Source organism: Pseudomonas sp. FSO-7, assembly GCF_059579345.1.
Map to the genome: position 1 here is coordinate 6,065,681 of NZ_CM184193.1, position 18,740 is coordinate 6,084,420.

At 61.5% G+C, this 18,740-nt stretch carries 18 protein-coding genes; 12 read left to right on the plus strand and 6 right to left on the minus strand.

Going from position 1 to position 18,740, the window contains the following annotated elements; translation table 11 throughout:
• Window positions 1-211 precede the first annotated feature (211 nt).
• On the minus strand, window positions 212-658 hold the full coding sequence (locus AC515T_RS26660) for a response regulator (protein WP_092443109.1): 447 nt from the start codon (window positions 656-658) through the stop codon (window positions 212-214).
• Between the two features lie 253 nt (window positions 659-911).
• Here AC515T_RS26660 and AC515T_RS26665 point away from each other — a divergent pair, with 253 nt between their 5' ends.
• The 8 genes from AC515T_RS26665 (at window position 912) to AC515T_RS26700 (ending at window position 10,297) form a co-directional block, all read left to right on the plus strand.
• Window positions 912-2,852: a putative nucleotidyltransferase substrate binding domain-containing protein gene (locus tag AC515T_RS26665; protein ID WP_496530606.1), complete on the plus strand. Its 1,941-nt coding sequence runs from the start codon at window positions 912-914 to the stop codon at window positions 2,850-2,852.
• Window positions 2,849-3,556 (plus strand): 3'-5' exonuclease, encoded by a 708-nt coding sequence (locus tag AC515T_RS26670; protein WP_496530607.1) that lies wholly within the window; start codon window positions 2,849-2,851, stop codon window positions 3,554-3,556. The genes AC515T_RS26665 and AC515T_RS26670 overlap by 4 nt, the downstream gene beginning before the upstream one ends.
• Before the next feature lie 217 nt (window positions 3,557-3,773).
• Window positions 3,774-4,292 (plus strand): RNA polymerase sigma factor, encoded by a 519-nt coding sequence (locus tag AC515T_RS26675; protein WP_053126008.1) that lies wholly within the window; start codon window positions 3,774-3,776, stop codon window positions 4,290-4,292.
• Window positions 4,289-5,263, plus strand: coding sequence for a FecR domain-containing protein (locus tag AC515T_RS26680; protein ID WP_496530608.1), 975 nt, complete (start codon window positions 4,289-4,291; stop codon window positions 5,261-5,263). The genes AC515T_RS26675 and AC515T_RS26680 overlap by 4 nt, the downstream gene beginning before the upstream one ends.
• A gap of 233 nt (window positions 5,264-5,496) precedes the next feature.
• Window positions 5,497-7,935 (plus strand): TonB-dependent siderophore receptor, encoded by a 2,439-nt coding sequence (locus tag AC515T_RS26685; RefSeq protein ID WP_496530609.1) that lies wholly within the window; start codon window positions 5,497-5,499, stop codon window positions 7,933-7,935.
• Window positions 7,936-8,164: 229 nt separating this feature from the next.
• Entirely contained in the window at window positions 8,165-9,295 is a 1,131-nt protein-coding gene (locus tag AC515T_RS26690) for a PepSY-associated TM helix domain-containing protein (protein WP_496530610.1), read from the plus strand.
• Window positions 9,292-9,471, plus strand: coding sequence for a hypothetical protein (locus AC515T_RS26695; protein WP_305468703.1), 180 nt, complete (start codon window positions 9,292-9,294; stop codon window positions 9,469-9,471). The genes AC515T_RS26690 and AC515T_RS26695 overlap by 4 nt, the downstream gene beginning before the upstream one ends.
• Window positions 9,472-9,667: 196 nt before the next feature.
• Window positions 9,668-10,297, plus strand: coding sequence for a glutathione S-transferase (locus tag AC515T_RS26700; protein WP_496530611.1), 630 nt, complete (start codon window positions 9,668-9,670; stop codon window positions 10,295-10,297).
• Between the two features lie 181 nt (window positions 10,298-10,478).
• Here the strand turns inward: AC515T_RS26700 and creD are convergent, their stop codons facing one another.
• The 4 genes from creD to rloA2 all read right to left on the minus strand — a co-directional run bounded on the left by creD (window position 10,479) and on the right by rloA2 (window position 14,670).
• Window positions 10,479-11,852, minus strand: coding sequence for a cell envelope integrity protein CreD (gene creD / locus AC515T_RS26705; protein ID WP_496530612.1), 1,374 nt, complete (start codon window positions 11,850-11,852; stop codon window positions 10,479-10,481).
• A gap of 143 nt (window positions 11,853-11,995) precedes the next feature.
• Window positions 11,996-13,414 (minus strand): two-component system sensor histidine kinase CreC, encoded by a 1,419-nt coding sequence (gene creC / locus AC515T_RS26710; protein WP_496530613.1) that lies wholly within the window; start codon window positions 13,412-13,414, stop codon window positions 11,996-11,998.
• Window positions 13,414-14,094 carry a two-component system response regulator CreB gene (creB, locus tag AC515T_RS26715; protein ID WP_496530614.1) on the minus strand — a complete coding sequence of 227 codons (681 nt, stop codon included), beginning with the start codon at window positions 14,092-14,094 and terminating at the stop codon, window positions 13,414-13,416. The genes creC and creB overlap by 1 nt, the downstream gene beginning before the upstream one ends.
• Window positions 14,095-14,163: 69 nt before the next feature.
• The gene (gene rloA2 / locus AC515T_RS26720) at window positions 14,164-14,670 is read right to left on the minus strand and encodes a retropepsin-like aspartic peptidase RloA2 (protein ID WP_496530615.1); all 507 of its coding nucleotides are present in this window, start codon (window positions 14,668-14,670) and stop codon (window positions 14,164-14,166) included.
• A gap of 298 nt (window positions 14,671-14,968) precedes the next feature.
• On the opposite strand from rloA2, the gene yihG reads away from it, so the two are divergent.
• Both yihG and AC515T_RS26730 read left to right on the plus strand, forming a co-directional pair.
• Window positions 14,969-15,862 (plus strand): 1-acylglycerol-3-phosphate O-acyltransferase, YihG family, encoded by an 894-nt coding sequence (yihG, locus tag AC515T_RS26725; RefSeq protein WP_496530616.1) that lies wholly within the window; start codon window positions 14,969-14,971, stop codon window positions 15,860-15,862.
• A 171-nt stretch (window positions 15,863-16,033) separates the two neighbouring features.
• Window positions 16,034-16,375: a DUF3757 domain-containing protein gene (locus AC515T_RS26730; RefSeq protein ID WP_496530617.1), complete on the plus strand. Its 342-nt coding sequence runs from the start codon at window positions 16,034-16,036 to the stop codon at window positions 16,373-16,375.
• A 36-nt stretch (window positions 16,376-16,411) separates the two neighbouring features.
• On the opposite strand, the gene AC515T_RS26735 is transcribed toward AC515T_RS26730, so the two are convergent.
• Window positions 16,412-16,987 carry a DUF2780 domain-containing protein gene (locus AC515T_RS26735; protein ID WP_496530618.1) on the minus strand — a complete coding sequence of 192 codons (576 nt, stop codon included), beginning with the start codon at window positions 16,985-16,987 and terminating at the stop codon, window positions 16,412-16,414.
• Window positions 16,988-17,287: 300 nt separating this feature from the next.
• On the opposite strand from AC515T_RS26735, the gene AC515T_RS26740 reads away from it, so the two are divergent.
• Together AC515T_RS26740 and AC515T_RS26745 are read left to right on the plus strand one after the other, a co-directional pair.
• On the plus strand, window positions 17,288-17,710 hold the full coding sequence (locus AC515T_RS26740; RefSeq protein WP_496530619.1) for a DUF3757 domain-containing protein: 423 nt from the start codon (window positions 17,288-17,290) through the stop codon (window positions 17,708-17,710).
• A 103-nt stretch (window positions 17,711-17,813) separates the two neighbouring features.
• Window positions 17,814-18,386, plus strand: coding sequence for a hypothetical protein (locus AC515T_RS26745; RefSeq protein ID WP_496530620.1), 573 nt, complete (start codon window positions 17,814-17,816; stop codon window positions 18,384-18,386).
• Window positions 18,387-18,740: the final 354 nt, after the last annotated feature.

Sequence of the window (18,740 nt, forward strand, 5' to 3'; positions counted from 1 at the left end):
TTCATTTGCAATGCCTGACTGCTTTTGTGGCGAGGGAGCTTGCTCCCGCTCGGTTGCGCAGCGACCGCAATGTAGGTTGATACGATTCCGAGTTCTGGAAAGAGGGTCTGCTTCGCAGCCCAGCGGGAGCAAGCTCCCTCGCCACAAAAGCTATTCCACCATGCCTTGGTTCCAGCCACAGAAGCACTTCGACACGATTGAGGACGATTGGCTAGAGATCCATCCCCAACTCATGCTTGACCAACCCCAACAGCTTGTCGGTATCGATCGGCTTGAGCAGAAAATCCACCACGCTCAAGTGCATGGCTTCGATGGCGTCCTTCACGTCGGCATCGCCTGACACGATGATGATCGGCAGCGCTGCCCGTTCGGACTCGCGCACCAGGCGGACCAGTTCCAGGCCATCGACATTGCCCATGCGCAGGTCGGTGATCAGCAGGCCGATCGACGGTTTGGTTTCCAGCATCTTGAGTGCCGTTTCGCCACTGGCGGCGGTCATGCAGTGAATCCCGTCCAATGCCAGGATCTCCGACAACAGCTCACGGGCGTCCTTGTCGTCATCAACGATCAAGACGCGCTGCGGCGGCAGGTCAGGTTCCAACATGACGGCACTCAGCGCCTCGCGCTCATCGTCACTCAAAATATCGTGGTCGGGCATGGTGCTCTCTACTTTTTTTAAATCGATCCTCTGGCACAGTGGTCAGACATCGTTCTGCGGCGCTTCAATGTGCACTTCGTCGGATTTTTTTCCAAGAACATTCAATGAAGATTTTCCTGACGCTTGGCGTAAGACTTTTCCGTAAGTCCGGCCCTTGGGCAGCGACCTAGACTTACGTCCAATGGGCACCCCGCGCTGAGGGGCCGACCATGGAGAACAGATCCGACCACAACAATTCGAATAAGACTGCGTAATGGTTATGAAAAAAGCGGACGCCTTCATCCAGGCAGGGAAAACCGCGGTGTTGCAAAACATCCAGGGGACGCTGCAGTTTCTCCAGCGCTTTCCCCCGTTCAACCAGATGGAAAACGCCCACCTGGCCTACCTGGTGGAGCAATGCCTGCTGCGTTTCTATGCCCCGGGCGACACGATTATCAAACCAGCCGACGGCCCGGTGGAGCACTTCTACATCGTCAAGCAGGGCCGGGTGGTGGGCGAACGTCCGCATTCGGCCAAGGGGGGCACCGAGACCACCTTCGAGATCACCACCGGCGAATGTTTCCCCCTTGCCGCGCTACTGGGCGAGCGGGCCACTCGCACCGAGCACCGGGCCGGCGAAGACACGTTCTGCCTGCAACTGAACAAACTGGCCTTCATCAAGCTGTTCGCCCTGTCCGCCCCGTTTCGCGATTTTGCCCTGCGCGGGGTCAGCAGCCTGCTTGATCAGGTCAACCAGCAGGTCCAGCAGAAATCCGCGCAAACCCTGGGCACCCAGTACTCCCTCAATACGCGGCTGGGTGAACTGGCGATGCGCCACCCGGTCAGTTGCAGCCCGGACACACCGCTGCGCGAAGCCGTGAAGCTGATGCACGAGCAGCAGGTCGGCAGCATCGTGGTGGTGAATGAGCAGAAAGCGCCGGTGGGCATTTTCACCTTGCGCGACCTGCGGCATGTGGTGGCCGATGGATCCGGGGATTTTTCCCAGGCCATCGTAGGACACATGACCCAGGCACCGTTTTTCCTCTCGCCGGACCATAGCGCCTTCGACGCGGCCATCGCCATGACCGAGCGCCACATCGCCCACGTCTGCCTGGTCAAGGACCAGCGCCTGTGTGGCGTGGTCTCGGAGCGCGATCTGTTTTCCTTGCAGCGCGTCGACCTGGTGCACCTGGCCCGGACCATCCGCAATGCCCCCAGGGTGGAAAACCTCGTGGCCCTGCGCGGCGAGATCGGCCAACTGGTGGAGCGCATGCTGGCCCACGGCGCGTCGTCGACCCAGATCACCCACATCATTACCCTGCTCAACGACCACACCGTGTGCCGCGTCATCGAACTGACCCTGGCCGACAAGGGCGACCCGGGCGTGCCGTTCAGTTGGCTGTGTTTCGGCAGTGAAGGCCGGCGCGAGCAAACCCTGCACACCGACCAGGACAACGGCATTCTGTTCGAGGCCCGGGACGCCGCCCATGCCGCGCAGATCCGCGGCCTGCTGCTGCCCATCGCCCAACAGATCAACCAGAGCCTGGCCCAGTGCGGCTTCACCTTGTGCAAGGGCAACATCATGGCCGGCAACCCCGAGCTGTGCCTGTCCCGCGCCGAATGGGCCCGGCGCTTCGCGTCATTCATTCGCGAAGCGACGCCGGAAAACCTGCTGGGCTCGAGCATCTATTTCGACCTGCGGGTGGTCTGGGGCGATGAGCAAGGGTGCGAGCAGTTGCGCCAGCAGATCCTCGGACAAGTGGCCGACAATCGCTTGTTCCAGCGCATGCTGGCCGAGAACGCACTGCGCCACCGACCGCCCGTGGGACGCTTCAGGGATTTCGTGCTGAGCCGCAAGAATGGCGAAAAGGCGACCCTGGACTTGAAAGTGCAAGGCCTGACGCCCTTCGTCGACGGCGCCCGTCTACTGGCATTGGCCAATGGCATCGAAGCCAACAACACCTTGGAACGCTTGCGGCAACTGGTCGTCAAGGAAGTGATCGAACCGCTCGATGGCGCAGCCTATGAAGAGGCCTATCACTTCATCCAGCAGACCCGCATGCAGCAACACCAATTACAAACCCGCGAGAACCTGCCCTATTCCAACCGCGTCGACCCCGACAGCCTCAACCATCTGGACCGACGCATCCTGCGCGAATCCCTGCGCCAGGCCCAACGCCTGCAAAGCAGCCTGACGTTGAGGTATCAGTTGTGAGCATTTTTTCCTGGTTGCGCCCAGCCCAGCCAATGGTGCCCGAAGAAATGCAAAGGCGCCTGGAACGCTTGCCGGCGGCTTCAGCCTTGGGTGAAGGCAACCTGCGGGAACAACGCTGGGTCGTCCTGGACCTGGAAACCACCGGGTTGAACCTGAACAAGGACCAGGTGCTGTCCATCGGCGCGGTGGTCATCGAAGACGGCGCCATCGACTTCAGCCAGCAGTTCGAACGGACCTTGCAGTGCGATCAGCAAAAGCTCGGGCCCAGTGTGTTGATCCATGGCCTGGCGCCCAGTGCCATCGCCGCCGGCAGCGACCCGGCCGAAGCGCTGCTGGCGTTCATGGAATTCGTGGGCGACAGCCCGATGCTGGCCTTTCATGCGCCGTTCGACTCTCACATGCTCGGACGCGCCTTGAAAGACTACCTGGGTCATCGCCTGCAGCATCCGTTCCTCGACGTGGCGGACCTGGCCCCGATGCTTTGCCCCCAGGCTCATCTGCGCAAGGCGGGCCTGGATGAGTGGATCGACTGGTTCAAGCTGCAAGTCTTCGACCGTCACAACGCCAGCGCCGACGCCCTGGCTACGGCGGAGCTGGCGCTGATCCTGTTCAGCCGCGCCCGCCAGCAACAGATCCACAGCCCGCTGGACCTGCAACAACGCCTGGGCCAGTGGAAACGGCGGCAGCAGGCGCCTTCGCTTTAAAACCCCGAGAACACAACACCCTCTTGTGGGAGCGAGCTTGCTCGCGATAGCGCAGTGTCAGCCACCATCAATGCAGCCGGCTCACCGCTATCGCGAGCAAGCTCGCTCCCACAAGGGTGTTGAGTTGTCTGTCCCGACCAGCGCCAATTGCTTTCCCGCCCCCGCCTCTGCCACAATCGCGAACAATTCTCGTTACTTAAAACTTCGGTGATGCTCTGTGTCGTCAGTCCCCAGTCCTCATAGTGATTTGGTTGGTGCGTTGTACCGTGACCATCGCGCTTGGCTATTGGCATGGCTGCGACGCAACGTGGCGTGTGCGCACCGAGCCGAGGACCTGAGCCAGGACACTTTTGTGCGCTTGCTGGGTCGCGAGGAACTGAAGGCGCCACGCGAACCCCGGGCGTTTCTGGTGGCCATCGCCAAGGGCCTGTTGTTCGATTATTTCCGTCGAGCGGCATTGGAGCAGGCTTACCTCACCGAACTGATGCTGATCCCCGAGGCCGAGCAGCCCTCGGTGGAAGAACAGCAAATCATCCTGGAAGACCTCAAGGCCATCGATCGCCTGCTCGGCAAGTTGTCGAGCAAGGCCCGCGCAGCCTTTCTCTATAACCGCCTCGACGGCCTCGGCCACGCCGAGATCGCCGAGCGCCTGGGGGTTTCGGTGCCGCGGGTACGGCAGTACCTGGCCCAGGGCATCCGGCAGTGCTACATCGCCCTGTACGGTGAGCCTACATGAGCCAGGCCCATGCCAAACCGGTCTCGGCCAGCGTGCTGGATGCCGCCATTGCCTGGCAGTTGTCCCTGGACGCGAGCAGCGCCCAGGAGCGTGAAGCGTTCGCCCGTTGGCATGCCGCCGATGAAGAACACGCCCGGGCCTGGCGGCAATTGGGCATGCTCGATCAGCGCTTCAGCGTGGCCAACGGGCCGGCACGGGCGGCGTTGCTGCAATCGCGGGTGAGCATTCGGCGACGGATACGCAAGATGGGCAGTGGCCTGGCCAGTGTTATCGCGGTCATCGGCCTGGCGTTGTTCGCCGGGGAGCGTTACCTGCCGCTGGATTACTGGCTGGCCGATCAGCGCACCGCGACAGGCGAACAACGCACCCTGCGCCTGGCCGATGGCACGCTGATCAACCTCAACACCCATAGCGCGCTGGACGTGCGATTCGATGACAAGCAGCGCCGTATCGTCCTGCAGGAAGGCGAGATCCTGGTGGAAACCGGCCATGACGACCCGCGCCCGTTCATCGTCGAGACCCGCGAAGGCCGCCTGCGCGCGTTGGGCACACGCTTCCTGGTCAAGCGTGAAGACGAGGGCACGCGCCTGAGCGTGTTGCAATCCGCCGTGGCGGCGCATCCCCAGGCCACGGACATCGAACAGATCCTGCGCGAAGGCCAGCAAGTGCTGATGCGCCGCGACGGCCTCGGGCCGACCATCGCCCTGAGCCCCGGCGCCGATGCCTGGACCCGCGGCATGCTGGTGGTGGACAACGCCCGCCTTGAAGACCTGATCCATGAATTGGGGCGTTACCGGCGCGGCTACCTCGGCGTCGAGCCACAGGTGGCCGACCTGCGCATCACCGGCAGTTTCCCGCTGCACGACACCGACCTGGCCCTGACCGCCCTGCTGCCGACCTTGCCGGTGCAGGTCGAGCATCACACGCGATGGTGGGTGGTGGTGGGGCCGAGCACCGCGCCGAAACCCTGAGAGATCTTGTGTCAGATAGACCGCCTTCGCGAGCAAGCCCGCTCCCACATGGGAATGCGGACTCCTGTGGGAGCGGGCTTGCTCGCGAAGAGGCCTGTTGCCTCAGCACAAAAACCAAACTGGACGCCCCACTCGCAAAACGAATCTAAATTATTTTCATCCAGCCCTATCACTTTTCGATTTTCATCCGGCACCCAGGCAATTGAGAAATATTTCCATTCAGGAGCCGCCGTATGTCCCGCCCGCTAGACACCCTGTTGCGCCCCAGCCTGCTGGCCGTTGCCATGGCCTTCGCCGTCCCGTTGACCAGCGTCCCGCTGCTGGCCGCCGAACAGGCCACGAGCGTGCGCACTTACAACCTGCCCGCCGCGCCCCTGGCCAGCACCCTGAACCAGATCGCCAGCCAGGCCGGCCTCGCGCTGAGCCTGAATCCATCCCTGGCCTCGGGCAAGACCTCGGCCCCGGTCCAGGGCCAGTTCGACGCCACCGGCGCATTGCGCGCGGCCTTGCGCGGCACCGGCCTGCAACTGGAACAAAGCAGCGCCGGTACCTACAGCCTGGTGGCCGTGCCGGAAGGCGTCATGGCCTTGCCGGAAACCGGCGTGATCGGTGCCGGTCTCAGTGAAACCGCCTGGGGCCCGACCGAGGGCTACGTCGCCACCCGCACCGCCGCCGGCACCAAGACCGACACGCCGATCGTCGAACTGCCGCGCTCCGTCTCCGTGGTTACCCGCCAACAGATGGAGGACCGTTCTGTCCTCAACCTCAATGACGCCCTGCGCTACACCGCCGGCGTACAGAGCAGCGGCTACGGCTCGGACTCGCGCAACGACTGGCTGCTGGTTCGCGGTTTCATACCCACCCAATTCCTCGATGGCCTGCCGCTGCCCAAGGGCAACTACATCACCCCGAAAATCGAGCCCTGGAACCTTGAACGCATCGCCGTGCTGCGCGGTCCGGCCTCGTCGGTCTACGGCCAGACGCCACCCGGCGGCATGCTGGACATGGTCAGCCGCCGCCCACAGGCCGAAGGCAGCCATGAAGTCGAGCTGCAGGCCGGCAGCTACGAACACAAACAGATCAACTTCGACAGTACCGGCAAAGTCGATGACGAAGGCCGGTTCCTCTACCGGGTCAGCGGCACCGTGCGCGACAGCAATTCTCAGGTCGATCACATCCCGGACAAGCGCTACAACCTCGCGCCGAGCCTGACCTGGAACATCAACGACGACACGCGCCTGACTTTCCTGTCCCAGTACACCCGCGACGACACCGGCATCACCGGGCAATTCCTGCCGCTGCAAGGCACCAAGCTGTCCTCGCCGGCGGGCAAGATTTCCCACCACAAGAACCTTGGCGACCCGGATTGGGAATTCTACGACCGGACCTACTACGCGCTTGGCTATGCATTCGAACACCGCCTGAACGACACCTGGCAGTTCCGCCAGAACCTGCGTTACACCAAAAGCGACCTGGAAACCCAGGGCATCTCCGCAGGCGGAGCGTTTTTTCCTGCGGGCCCGGACCAATCCGTGGACGCCGACGGCACCGTCAGGCGCAGTGCCAGTGTCATTGACGAAGACATCAGCCAGTTCGCCGTGGACAACAACTTCCAGGCCGACTTCCAGACCGGGGCCCTGAGCCACACCCTGCTGCTGGGCCTGGATCACCAGCGCTCCAACAGCAATTCGCGCTGGGATTGGGGTTCGACCGGCGTGCCGACCAGCAACATCCACAACCCGATCTACGGACAGGATTTCTCCAACGCCCAGTACTTCACCATGTACGACTACAACCAGAAAACCCACCAGACCGGCCTGTACGTCCAGGACCAGATCGCCCTGGACAACTGGCGCCTGACCCTCGGTGGTCGTGAGGACTGGATTCACACCGGCACCGAATTTCACAACCAGAACAACGTCACCAACACCCAACGCGACAAGAAGTTCAGCGGCAACGCGGCGTTGAGCTATGTCTTCGATAACGGTGTGACGCCCTACATTTCCTTCGCCCAGTCGTTCCAGGCGGCGGCAGGTTCAACCATCAACAGCACCGAAGCGTTCAAGCCGACAGAAGGCGAGCAGTACGAGGTGGGTATCAAGTATCAACCGCCGGGCACCAAGACCTTGCTGACCGCCGCGGTGTTCGACCTGACGCAGAAAAACAACTCCGTAACCGAAAACAACGTCACCCGCCAGGTGGGTGAAGTTCAGGTGCGCGGCTTGGAACTGGAAGCCTCGGGCGATGTGACCGACAACCTCAAGCTCATCGGTTCCTACACCTACAACGACAGCGAAATCACCAAGGGCACCGCGGCGGAAAAAGGCAAGCGCATGGCCCAGGTGCCGCGCAACCAGGCCACCGCCTGGGCGGACTACACCTGGCACAACGGCCCGCTGGACGGCTTCGGGGTCGGCGCCGGTGTGCGTTATGTCGGCGACACCTACGGCAACACCACCAACACCGACGGGGGCCATGTCGGCTCCTACACCGTGTACGACGCCTCGGCCCATTACGACCTGGGCCGTTTGAACAAAACCCTCAAGGGGGTCACGGTAGCGGTGGACGCGAAAAACCTCTTCAACAAGGACTACCTGTCCACTTGCGACGGTTTCTACTGCTACTACGGTGACCAACGCAATGTCGTCGCCAGCGTGAATTACAAATGGTAAACGGTTAGCATTTGCGTAAACCTTTTGAGGGCATGCTGTTGGATGCAACGCTGTTCATGTAGGGGAACGAAACCGTGGCGAGGGAGCTTGCTCCCGCTGGGCTGCGTAGCAGCCCCAAAAGCTTGGGACCGCTGCGCGATCCAGCGGGAGCAAGCTCCCTCGCCACAATGGCTGTCCCCCGAGCGAACAGTGTTATCAGCCCAGGTGCCCTCTTGCATTCGGATCGCTCATGAAAAGCAAAACCATTCGCCGCTGGTCCTTCGTCCACACCTGGACCAGCCTGATCTGCACGGTGTTCCTGCTGATGCTGGCGATCACCGGGCTGCCGTTGATCTTCCACCATGAAATCGAACACCTGCTGGGCGACGCCCCCGAGCTTCGGGATATGCCGGCCGGCACGCCACCGCTGGACTTGCAGCAACTGGTGGAAAAAGCCAAGGCCCATCGCCCGGGTGAAGTGGTCCAGTATTTTGGCTGGGACGAGGACGATCCCAACGGTGTCATTACCATCATGGCGCCGACACCGGGCACCGAACCCAACTCATCCCACACCTTCATGCTCGACGGGCGTACCGGCGAAGCCCTGGAAATGCCCTCGGCCAATGGCGGTTTCATGATGGTCATGCTGCGCCTGCACGTGGACATGTTCGCCGGGTTGCCGGGCAAGTTGCTGCTGGCGTTCATGGGGTTGCTGTTCGTGATTGCCATCGTCTCCGGGGTGGTCCTGTACCTGCCGTTCATGCGCCGGTTGAAGTTCGCCACGGTGCGCCAGGACAAATCCACGCGCCTGCGCTGGCTCGACCTGCACAATCTGATCGGTGTGGTCACGCTGGTCTGGGCGCTGACCGTGGGCGTCACCGGCGTCATCGCGGCGTGCGCCGACCTGCTCATCGCGGCGTGGCGCAACGACAGCCTCAGCGCCATGGTCGAACCCTACCGCAACGCCCCGCCCCTGACCCAACTGGCGCCGGCCACCCGCTTGCTGGACATCGCCAAAGGCGTCGCGCCGGGCATGGAGCCAAGTTTCATCGCCTTCCCCGGCACGCTGTTCTCCAGCGAGCACCACTACAGCGTCTTCATGAAGGGTGACACCCACCTGACCTCGCACCTGCTCACGCCCGTGCTGATCGATGCCACCACCCTGGACGTCACCGCCGTCGCCGAACGACCGTGGTACATGGACATGATGAGCCTGTCCCTGCCCCTGCACTTCGGCGACTACGGTGGTCGGCCAATGCAGATCTTCTGGGCGACCCTCGATGTGCTGACCATCATCGTCCTCGGCAGCGGCGTCTACCTGTGGCTGGTGCGGCGTAAAGCGGCCAAGCGCGCAACCGTCGGCACGGAGGTCGCTTCGTGAGACCTCGGCAGTCGAGTTTCTGGAAGGTGTTTGGTATTCCCCTGATGATCGGTGCGCTGAGTGCGGCGGGGTTGTTCAGCGCGTTGCTCGGTGACGGAGGCTGGGATGCGGTGAGCTGGGTTGGGCTGGGGATACCGACGGTGCTGGGGGCTTGGGGCTTATTCAAACGGGGATGATTTCAGCGTGGCACGAGACCTGTGGGAGCGAGCTTGCTCGCGATAGCGAAGCGTCAGTCGACGTCAATGCAAGCTGATGCACCGCCATCGCGAGCAAGCTCGCTCCCACATTGGAATCCACTGGCCAACCGGGCACTCGCCAGCCGTCTTGGAACTGTCTAGGCTAAGCCCCTGGCCGTTCATCGAGGATACCCGCATGTCCACCCCCACCATGACACTGTTCCACAACCCCGCCTCGCCCTTCGTGCGCAAGGTCCTGGTGCTGCTGCACGAAACCGGCCAGCAAGACCGCGTGGCGTTGCAGCTCAGCCAGCTCACCCCGGTCAAGCCGGACCGCGCGCTGATCGAGGACAACCCGCTGAGCAAGATCCCGGCCCTGCGCCTGGCCAACGGGACGGTGATCCATGACAGCCGCGTCATCCTCGACTACCTCGATCACCAGCATGTCGGCAACCCGCTGATTCCCCGGGACGGCGCGGCTCGCTGGCGACGCCTGACCCTGGCCTCCCTGGCCGACGGGATCATGGATGCGGCGGTGATGATCCGCTACGAAACCGCGCTGCGCCCGGTGGAAAAACACTGGGACGAGTGGCTCGATGCGCAACGGGACAGGATTCGCCGTGCCCTGGGCCTGCTCGAAGCCGACGCGATTGCCGAACTGGCCTGCCATTTCGACGTGGCCTCCATCAGCGTGGCCTGCGCCCTGGGCTACTTGGACCTGCGCCATCCCGATCTGGAATGGCGCGAGGCCAACCCGCAATTGGCGGCGTGGTTTGCCGAGGTGAGCGTGCGGCCTTCGATGCTTGAGACGGTGCCCAGGGTCTAGTTCTGTATTGGCTGCACCGACCTCTTCGCGAGCAAGCCCGCTCCCACAATGATTGCGCAAGACTTGTGGGAGCGGGCTTGCTCGCGAATGGGCCAATACGGTTCCAGAGGAAACAACCCAGCAATCAGCGCCACCAACTTTTCCCCCTCACGCTGATCTTCACGCAACCCCAACGACCGGCTCATTTCACCTCTCCCAACTCGAAGCTCATCGCCGCCGTCGGCTTCGCCCCAACCCCATACCAGTCCAGCTTGCGGGTCAGCACCATGAACACGCCCAGCAGGCCGAACAGCAACAGCGACCCCATCAGCAGCGCATAGTCCTCGGCGCTCAACAGGCCGTAGAGCAAACCGTACAAACCCGCCAACCCTGCCGAGAACCCCAGGCCGTGGCTCACGCTGCGCAGCACATGGCAGACATAAAACCCGATCAACACGACACAGGCACCGGCCGACACCAGGTACGCCAGGGTGAAGCCGATGTGCTCCGACAGCGACAACAGCAGCAGGTAGAAGAACGCCAGCGCCACGCCCACCAAGGCGTACTGGACCGGGTGCACCGCCAGGCTCTTGAGCACTTCGAAGAGGAAGAAGCCGGCGAACGTCAGGGCAATGAACAGCAGCGCATATTTGATCGCCCGGTCGCTCTTGAGGTACTGGTCCACCGGGTCGATGAAACTCACCCCGAAGGCTCGGCTGCGGAACGCTTCGCAACCATCGCTCGGCTCGCAGGCTTGCAACGTCTCCAGCAGGTTGGTGGAGAAAAACGACGTCTGCCAGTCAGCGCTGAAACCCTGCTCATTGATCTCACGATTGCTGGGCAGATAGTTGCCGATGAAGCTCGGGTGCGGCCAGTCCGCCGACAGGTGCACCTGGGTGGATTTGCCCACCGGCAGAATCTGGAACTCGCCAGTGCCTTGCAGGCGCAGGTCAAAACCGAAGGTCAGCTCGGGGCCGCCCTGGGCGGTGATCATCGGCAGCGGCACATGCACGCCCTGCCCCAACCAGCCAAGCCGCGAGCCGGGCAGGAAGTCGACGGTCTGCTGGTTCAGCGTCAAGGTCAGCGCATTCTCGATGCCACGAATATCGCTGATGCCAACGCTCAAGTACGGCTCGTCGAAGCGGTAGTCGGCAAAGTCCTTGGCAGCGACACCGTAGCGCTCAGGCACCTTGAAGCGGCCATCAATGCGGTTGTCGGCGTGGAACATCCGCGCTTCGTAGATACCCCGGGCACGGGTCTCGGTGCGGACTTGGCCATCGAGCTCGAATTGCTCCGGCAAGAAATACAACTCGCCCGTTCGCTCGACGGTTTCCAGGAAACGCACGCCGGTCTTCTCGTTGGTGTTCCAGACCTTCACGCTCTTGCGAAACGGCACCACGATCATCGGTCCGATCAGTTGCTGGCTGTAGCTGGAGCTGCGGGCGATGTCCTGCAGCACACCGTCGCGCAATTCCTGGCGCTCGTCGATGAGGCCATTGATCATCAACAGCGGGATCATCAGCAAGAGAATCAAGAGGGCGATCATGCCCAATTTTATGGCTAGGCTGCGGTTCATGTGGGGCTCTCCCTGTTCGAATGAGGGAGAGTCTGGGGTGGCTGTGTGAGGGGTTTATGGGGGGAATGTGGAGATTGTGTGGAGAAGCAGAACCAGGCTCGCTCCCACAAGGATGAGTGTTTGGCCAGATAGCAGATACGGTTTCAGGGCAACCGCAAAACCACCTCCACCCCACCCTCGACATTGCCAATACCGAACTGCCCCCCATGCAACTGCACCACCTCCTCCACGAAGTTGAGCCCCAGGCCGGTGCTCTTGCGGCCGCTGTCCGGGCGCGGCAGGGAGTAGAAACGTTCGCTCAGGCGGGGCAGCGCGTAGTCGGGGATCGGCGCGGCCTGATTGAACAGGCGGATCTCGACGCGGTTCCCACGGCGCTCGGCGCTGACCCGTAGCAGGCCGTTGACGGGGGTGAAGTCCAGGGCGTTTTCCAGCAAATTGCCCAAGGCCTGGCGCAACAGAAACGGCTCTCCGGTCAGCGTCAGGTCGGCAGCGATGTGCTGCTCAACCGTCAACTGGCGACTTTCGATCCAGCCGCCACGCGCCTCCAGCAACTCGTCCATTAACGCCGCCAGCGGCACCGCGACTTCTTCTTCCAGGCCCTGGCGCTGCTCGATCTGGGCCAGGTTGAGCAAGCGTTCGATCAACTGCTGCATGCGCGCACTTTCGTTGTCGATGTTACTGACGAAACGCTGGTGCTGGGCGGCGGGCATGTCGCTTTGCAGCAGTTCGGCAGCGCCACGAATCGCCGCCAGCGGGCTCTTGAGCTCGTGGGTGAGCGTGTGCACGTAACGCTCGACGTACGCCTTGCCTTCGAGTTGCGTGCGCATGTGTTCCACGGCACCCGCCAGTTGCTCGAACTCGCCGCCACGATAATGCGGCACTTCCACCCGACGCCCCTGGCTGACCGCCTGGGCGTAGATCGTCAAACGCCGCAGTGCCGCGCTGAGCCACCACGACAGCAAGCCGCCCAGCAATAAGCCCAGGGCGACCAAGCCGGCGCCATAAAGCAACAGGCGTCGTTCGGTGCGATCGACATAAGGCTGCAAGGAACTGTTGGGCTTGGCGACCGTGACGACACCGATGATCCGACCGTTGTCGCGAATCGGCGCGCCGACGTGCATCACCGACGACGCCGGATCGTCCGGATCGCTGCGGCTCGAGCGGGCGCCGTAGTGGCCACGCAGGGTCAGGTAGACGTCGTTCCAACGCGAATAATCCTGCCCAACCGCCACGCCACTGGAATCGAGCACTACCATGCCCTTGGCATCGGTGACGTAGATGCGATGGCTGACCTGGTTCTTCGGCAGGCCCCAGATCGTCGCCGCCGGCTGGCGCTCACCGTAGGCCTTGAGCAACTGTGGCCAGCGATTCTGGTTGAGGGTGCCGGCCTTGAAATCGTCCCGCAGGATCTCGGCCATCAGGTTGGCGGTGTCCACCAGGGTTTCTTCGGTGGACTGGCGCACGCCGGGACGGATTTCCTCCATGACCGTGTTGAGCACGAAATAGCCGGTCAGGGCGATAAACAGCACATACACCAGGAAAATCCGGATCCCCAGCGACATCAGCTGTGCCCCGGGCTGTAGCTGTAGCCCAGGCCCCGATGTGTCTGGATCGGTTCGGCCTCGGCCCGGACCAGGCGCAACTTGGCGCGTACGCTCTTGATGTGGCTGTCGATGCTGCGCTCGTAGCCGGCATCGCTGGCAACGCCCAGGGCATCGAGCAATTGTTCGCGGCTGAAGACCCGCTCGGGTTGCTCCAGCAGACAATTGAGCAGACGAAATTCGTGGCGGGTGAGGTTCAGCGGTTTGCCGCGATAGTTGATCTGCACACGGTCGGTATCGACCTGAAACAGCGCCATGCCCGACTCCGCCGCCGGACGCGGCGCCACGCGCTTGAGGATCGCCCGGACCCTGGCCGCCACCTCGCGGGGGCTGAAGGGTTTGACCACGTAATCGTCGGCACCGATCTCCAGGCCCACGATCCGGTCGATCTCGCCATCCCTTGCTGTAAGAAAGATGACCGGAACGTCGCTGAAACGTCTGAGATTTTTACAAGTCTCGAATCCGCTGATATCCGGCAGGCCCACATCGAGAATGATCAGGTCCGCCGGGGTGCTTTTCTGGTGCTCGAGGGCGGCGGCGCCAAGGCTCAACCAAGTGGTGTCAAAGCCTTCACCTTGCAGGGCAAACACCAGCGTATCGGCGATGGCGGCTTCGTCTTCGACAATCAGGATATGAGGCATGGCTTGCGAGCCCGGCAGTAAAGTTGCCGGAACGGTGCCGCAAGCCTCGGGGTGAGTCAATCAGGGAAATCAGCAGTCCGGCTTATCCGCCGTAAACCGCCGCGCCGGGTTCACCGCCGCGCCGAACTCACGCAACGCCTTGGCCCCGATCAACAGTGGGTAATTGAAACTGCTGCGGTCGGTCAGGTTGACCTCGACCGTGCGCTTGACGTTACCCAGGCACAACTCCAGATCGACCACCGGGCGCTTGGTGGGCGCGATCTTTTCGTCGTCGTCTTCATCCTCTTCGGAACGGGTCTTGATCTTGCTGATGCGGGCGATCTTGTGTTCGTAGACCTTATTGTCCGCATCCTTGGTCGCCAGGCGAAACCGCACCCAATCATCGCCGTCACGGGTAAAGGTCTCGATGTCCTTGGCCGACAGCGAGGCGGTCAGGGCGCCGGTGTCCATCTTGGCCTTGAGAACTTGACCGCCGATTTCCGGCAGCGCGATGTACTCATAGCGCCCGTAGAGGGTCGGCTCGGCGGCCAGCACTGGAAGGGCCATCAGGGAAAGCAGGGCGAGAACTGATTTCATGTAATTAGGGCTTCCATTGTGGGAGTGGGGTTTTAGACCGTGGCTGATGAATTCGTTCGGTTGATCGCACACCTGTGGCGAGGGAGCTTGCTCCCGCCCGGCTGCGCAGTCGTCATAATCAGGTCTAGCCATCGCCGCCAATTGGGGGCCGCTTCGCAGCCCAGCGGGAGCAAGCTCCCTCGCCACAAAAGCAGTCCCAACCTACCCTAGCCCAAGTGAAACTTTCGTCCACACCGATTTGGCCTACCGCCCGAAGCTTGCTTATCATGGCCCGCCCACCCGTTTGCAAGAGTCATCTATGCGCCGCCTGCTCACCGGCTGTTTCGTCACCCTGTTGCTGTTGCTCAACACCCTGGTGCTGTTCGGGCCGTTGATGGTGTTCGCACTGCTCAAATTGGTCCTGCCCGGGCGCTTTCGCGACTATGCCTCGTGGTCGGTGATGTGGATCGCCGAGACCTGGGCCGAGATCGACAAGCTGATCTTTGCCCTGTGCATCCCGACCCGCTGGGACATTCGCGGCGGCGCGGACCTGCGCGGCGATACGTCTTACCTGGTGATCAGCAATCACCAATCCTGGGTGGACATCCCCGCCCTCGTCCAGACCCTCAACCGGCGCACGCCATTCTTCAAGTTCTTCCTCAAGAGGGAACTGATCTGGGTGCCATTCCTGGGGCTGGCCTGGTGGGCGTTGGATTACCCCTTCATGAAACGCTACACCAAGGCGTTCCTGGCGAAGAACCCGGAGCTGGCCGGCAAGGACCTGGAAATCACCAAGGCCGCCTGCGAGCTGTTCAAGCGTCAACCGGTCACCGTGGTCAACTACCTCGAAGGCACCCGCTTCACTGCCACCAAAAGCCAACAACAGCAATCGCCCTTCACCCACCTGCTCAAGCCCAAGGCGGGTGGCGTGGCGTTCGTGTTGGCGGCCATGGGTGAACAACTGGATGCGGTACTGGACGTGACCGTGGTCTATCCGCAAGAGCGCATTCCCGGGTTCTGGGACTTGATCAGCGGCGCGGTGCCCAGGGTCATCATCGACATCCAGACCCGCGAACTGGACCCGGCGTTGTGGCAGGGCGACTACGAAAACGACCCGGTGTTTCGCCAGCACGTGCAGAACTGGGTCAACCAGCTCTGGACTGAAAAGGACCAGCGCATCGCGGCCCTGCGTAGCGAGGGAAGTACTGCCTGACCGTTCTGACAGGTAAAGCCGCGGATGAAATACCTTGAAGGGGAAGGTCCGTTTTTTTGGACCTGATCTCTTTTAATTCCAAATCAGCATAAAAAACTGTCAACACTGACAGTAGCCCTGGCCAGGCACAGCCGCAAACATGTCGCCGTCACAGAATAGGGAGGCAGGCCAATGGGAAACTTCATCACGGGCGGCTCAGGAATACTCTTGTTGCTAATCGGCCATGTCCACGCCGCAGAAGTCACTGGCCCGATTGCGACACCCAGCCATGGCAACACTGAAACGGTAGAGATTCAGAATGATCGCGAATGGCAGCACCCGCGCCTCATGCAGGCCGCCAACCCAGCGATGGAGCAATTCAACGAGGCCGAGTTCGCGGTCCATGAATCCGACGAAGAGGAACAAGCATCAAGCAGGCTGACCCTCACTTGCAAAGTGGGTGGCATCCATCTCACGCGGCATTACCTTCACGCCCAAGCGCCAACACCCGACTGCTTCAGCTTGAGCTTTTAAGAGGTTCGTGGCGGATTTTCGATGTCGCCACCTTCATCAGACACCCGCCCCCGTGCCCCAAATACCACCCAGGTTCTGCAACAGCGAACCGGCAACACCCTGTTGGCCAAGGTACTGCAGAATGATCGGGGCAAACTGGCCGATCATGCCGCTGTCCATGCCCAGCGCACTGAAGGCATTGTTCAGGTCACCGGTGTCCTTGACGTTACCCAGCAGGCCGTCAAGCAAAGCATTCTTGTCCGACCCGCCACCGAGCAAACCGCCCAAGCCGTTGAGTCCACCGATGGCGCTGTTTCCGGCAATCTGATCCAGCCCCGGCACACTTTTGCTCAACTCGGAGAACTGCGGCTCGCTGAGCCGATTCTTCGCCAGCCCCAGCATCGCACCGGCGCCGCCGATGGCCTGTTCCGGTGTGATCTTGAGTTCCGATCCCAGGGTGTTGAGCAGGCCGGCGGCTTTCGGCGCCGCGGCCACGACACCCTCCTCCTCACCTGAGTTGCCCTGCATCGCCGACACCACATTGGCCGCATCGCTGAGGCTGAACTGCGCGAAGGCCGGGCTGGCGGCCAGTGTCAGCAGCCAGGAGAGTGCAAAACCTCGTGAAACCTTCATTCGGGACATCCTCTTGAGCATGAAAAACCGCCCTTAAAGAGCGGCGCAAAGCGTGCGTTGGACTGGCGCACACAGGGATTGTTCCTAAACGTATTACGCGAGTGGCCGATAGCCATTACAGAAAATTCTTCGAAGACCGTCAGAAGCGTCTGTTTTAACGAAAACTGCGCTTTTTTATATAGCAAAAAGTTACCAAATATTCACACACAGTTCTAAATTGACATAAATAACTGTCAACCTTGACAGTACCCGCCCGACCGAAGCCATGAAATTGTTGAACTGAGCCATGGAGCCTGGCACATGAAAAAAATACTGGCTGGCGGCGCGATCTTGCTTTTGCTGATCATCGGCCACGTCCATGCCGGTGAAATAACCTGCCCCGCCGCCACTGACATTCACAGGAATATTGAATCGCTGGAAGACGTTTACACCGTCGATGGGTGGGAAGAGCATGAATGGAAAAGCGAAAGCCTGGTGGACGTGGTCGACCCGACCTCGTTGCAATTCGAAGGTGCCGACTACGTCATTCATGAGGACGATGGGGACGAGCAGACAGCCTCCCAAGGAACCATCACCTGCAGGTATGGGGCGATCAATCTGAAGTTGGACTATCGACAAATCCTGGAACCGGCCTTCTCAAAGTGGATAAGCAATCGCTGCGAAAGTACGGATACCCGAATGTGCATGTTGATGGACGACGACTACTTCAACTTGATTGATTGATCGGTCATGGTAACCGCGTCACTGTTCCAGCCCCCCGCTCATAGCCCCTGCCCTCGCCTGCGCCATTACCGTACAGTGCGGCTTCCTCCAACAGAGTTTGCCCATGAACGTAAAAATCGGTGGCGCCACCCTCGCGGTCATCCTGACCGGCATGCTCATTGTCCTGGGCGTCAACGAATGCCAGCGCGGCCCACTGAATCCGGAACTGGCCGATGGCACCCGCGAAGAACAAAAGACCTGGCTGACCATCGAACACCGCATCAAGCGCTCCGACCCGACCCTGACCGAGGTGACCCGCGACCAACAAACACTGACCGTGCACTACCGCCCGAACGCCGCCACGGAGAGCGACGACTGGGTTGCGGACCTGCTGCGAATTGTCGGCCACGGCCTGGCGGCACTCAATGGCGCACCGGGGGGCAAGCAGTACACGCAAGTGACGGTCAAGGCACGCCTCCATGCCGATGATGAAGTGGAGCTGGTCTATGACATGCCAGGTTTTGACGCCATCAAGACCCAACAAGGCGGCTACGAAACCTTTGCCGGCATGCCCCTCAGCCTGAAATTCAGCGGCGACGCCCTGGCCCAGGCGCAAGCCTATTGCCAAGGCCCTAGCGCCAAAGGCTTCTACCCTGAATTCTGCGAACGGGTCGAGACCGCAACTGCCCAGCAGTAACCGTGGAGAGGGAGCTTGCTCCCGCTGGGCTGCGAAGCAGCCCCCGCTTCTCGGATACCAACGGCGAGCGCTTCGCACTCGAGCGGGAGCAAGCTCCCTCGCCACAACAGCGCTCGATCATCGTCGACCAAAAATCTTATAACTACTTGGGAAATCCCCCCTCGACGTCCGCCACGACTTCACTCTGCTCCTGGCGATTCCGTTACGCGACGGCTAGCACAAGCCATGGCATGACCGCAGCGACCGTCATCCGACTATCAACGCGCAAGCCGTTATTTCCTCTCGGTATTGCCTACTGTCAACGTTGACAGTAGGCAGCTGTCCACACGGGTTCTAAGCTGCAGCCGTGACAAC

Coding starts and splice junctions, on each gene's coding strand:
- AC515T_RS26660 (WP_092443109.1), bottom strand. CDS start 658: ATGCCCGACCACGATATTTTGAGTGACGATGAGCGCGAGGCGCTGAGT.
- AC515T_RS26665 (WP_496530606.1), top strand. CDS start 912: ATGGTTATGAAAAAAGCGGACGCCTTCATCCAGGCAGGGAAAACCGCG.
- AC515T_RS26680 (WP_496530608.1), top strand. CDS start 4,289: ATGAGCCAGGCCCATGCCAAACCGGTCTCGGCCAGCGTGCTGGATGCC.
- AC515T_RS26685 (WP_496530609.1), top strand. CDS start 5,497: ATGTCCCGCCCGCTAGACACCCTGTTGCGCCCCAGCCTGCTGGCCGTT.
- AC515T_RS26690 (WP_496530610.1), top strand. CDS start 8,165: ATGAAAAGCAAAACCATTCGCCGCTGGTCCTTCGTCCACACCTGGACC.
- AC515T_RS26700 (WP_496530611.1), top strand. CDS start 9,668: ATGTCCACCCCCACCATGACACTGTTCCACAACCCCGCCTCGCCCTTC.
- creD (WP_496530612.1), bottom strand. CDS start 11,852: ATGAACCGCAGCCTAGCCATAAAATTGGGCATGATCGCCCTCTTGATT.
- creC (WP_496530613.1), bottom strand. CDS start 13,414: ATGTCGCTGGGGATCCGGATTTTCCTGGTGTATGTGCTGTTTATCGCC.
- creB (WP_496530614.1), bottom strand. CDS start 14,094: ATGCCTCATATCCTGATTGTCGAAGACGAAGCCGCCATCGCCGATACG.
- rloA2 (WP_496530615.1), bottom strand. CDS start 14,670: ATGAAATCAGTTCTCGCCCTGCTTTCCCTGATGGCCCTTCCAGTGCTG.
- yihG (WP_496530616.1), top strand. CDS start 14,969: ATGCGCCGCCTGCTCACCGGCTGTTTCGTCACCCTGTTGCTGTTGCTC.
- AC515T_RS26730 (WP_496530617.1), top strand. CDS start 16,034: ATGGGAAACTTCATCACGGGCGGCTCAGGAATACTCTTGTTGCTAATC.
- AC515T_RS26735 (WP_496530618.1), bottom strand. CDS start 16,987: ATGAAGGTTTCACGAGGTTTTGCACTCTCCTGGCTGCTGACACTGGCC.
- AC515T_RS26740 (WP_496530619.1), top strand. CDS start 17,288: ATGAAAAAAATACTGGCTGGCGGCGCGATCTTGCTTTTGCTGATCATC.
- AC515T_RS26745 (WP_496530620.1), top strand. CDS start 17,814: ATGAACGTAAAAATCGGTGGCGCCACCCTCGCGGTCATCCTGACCGGC.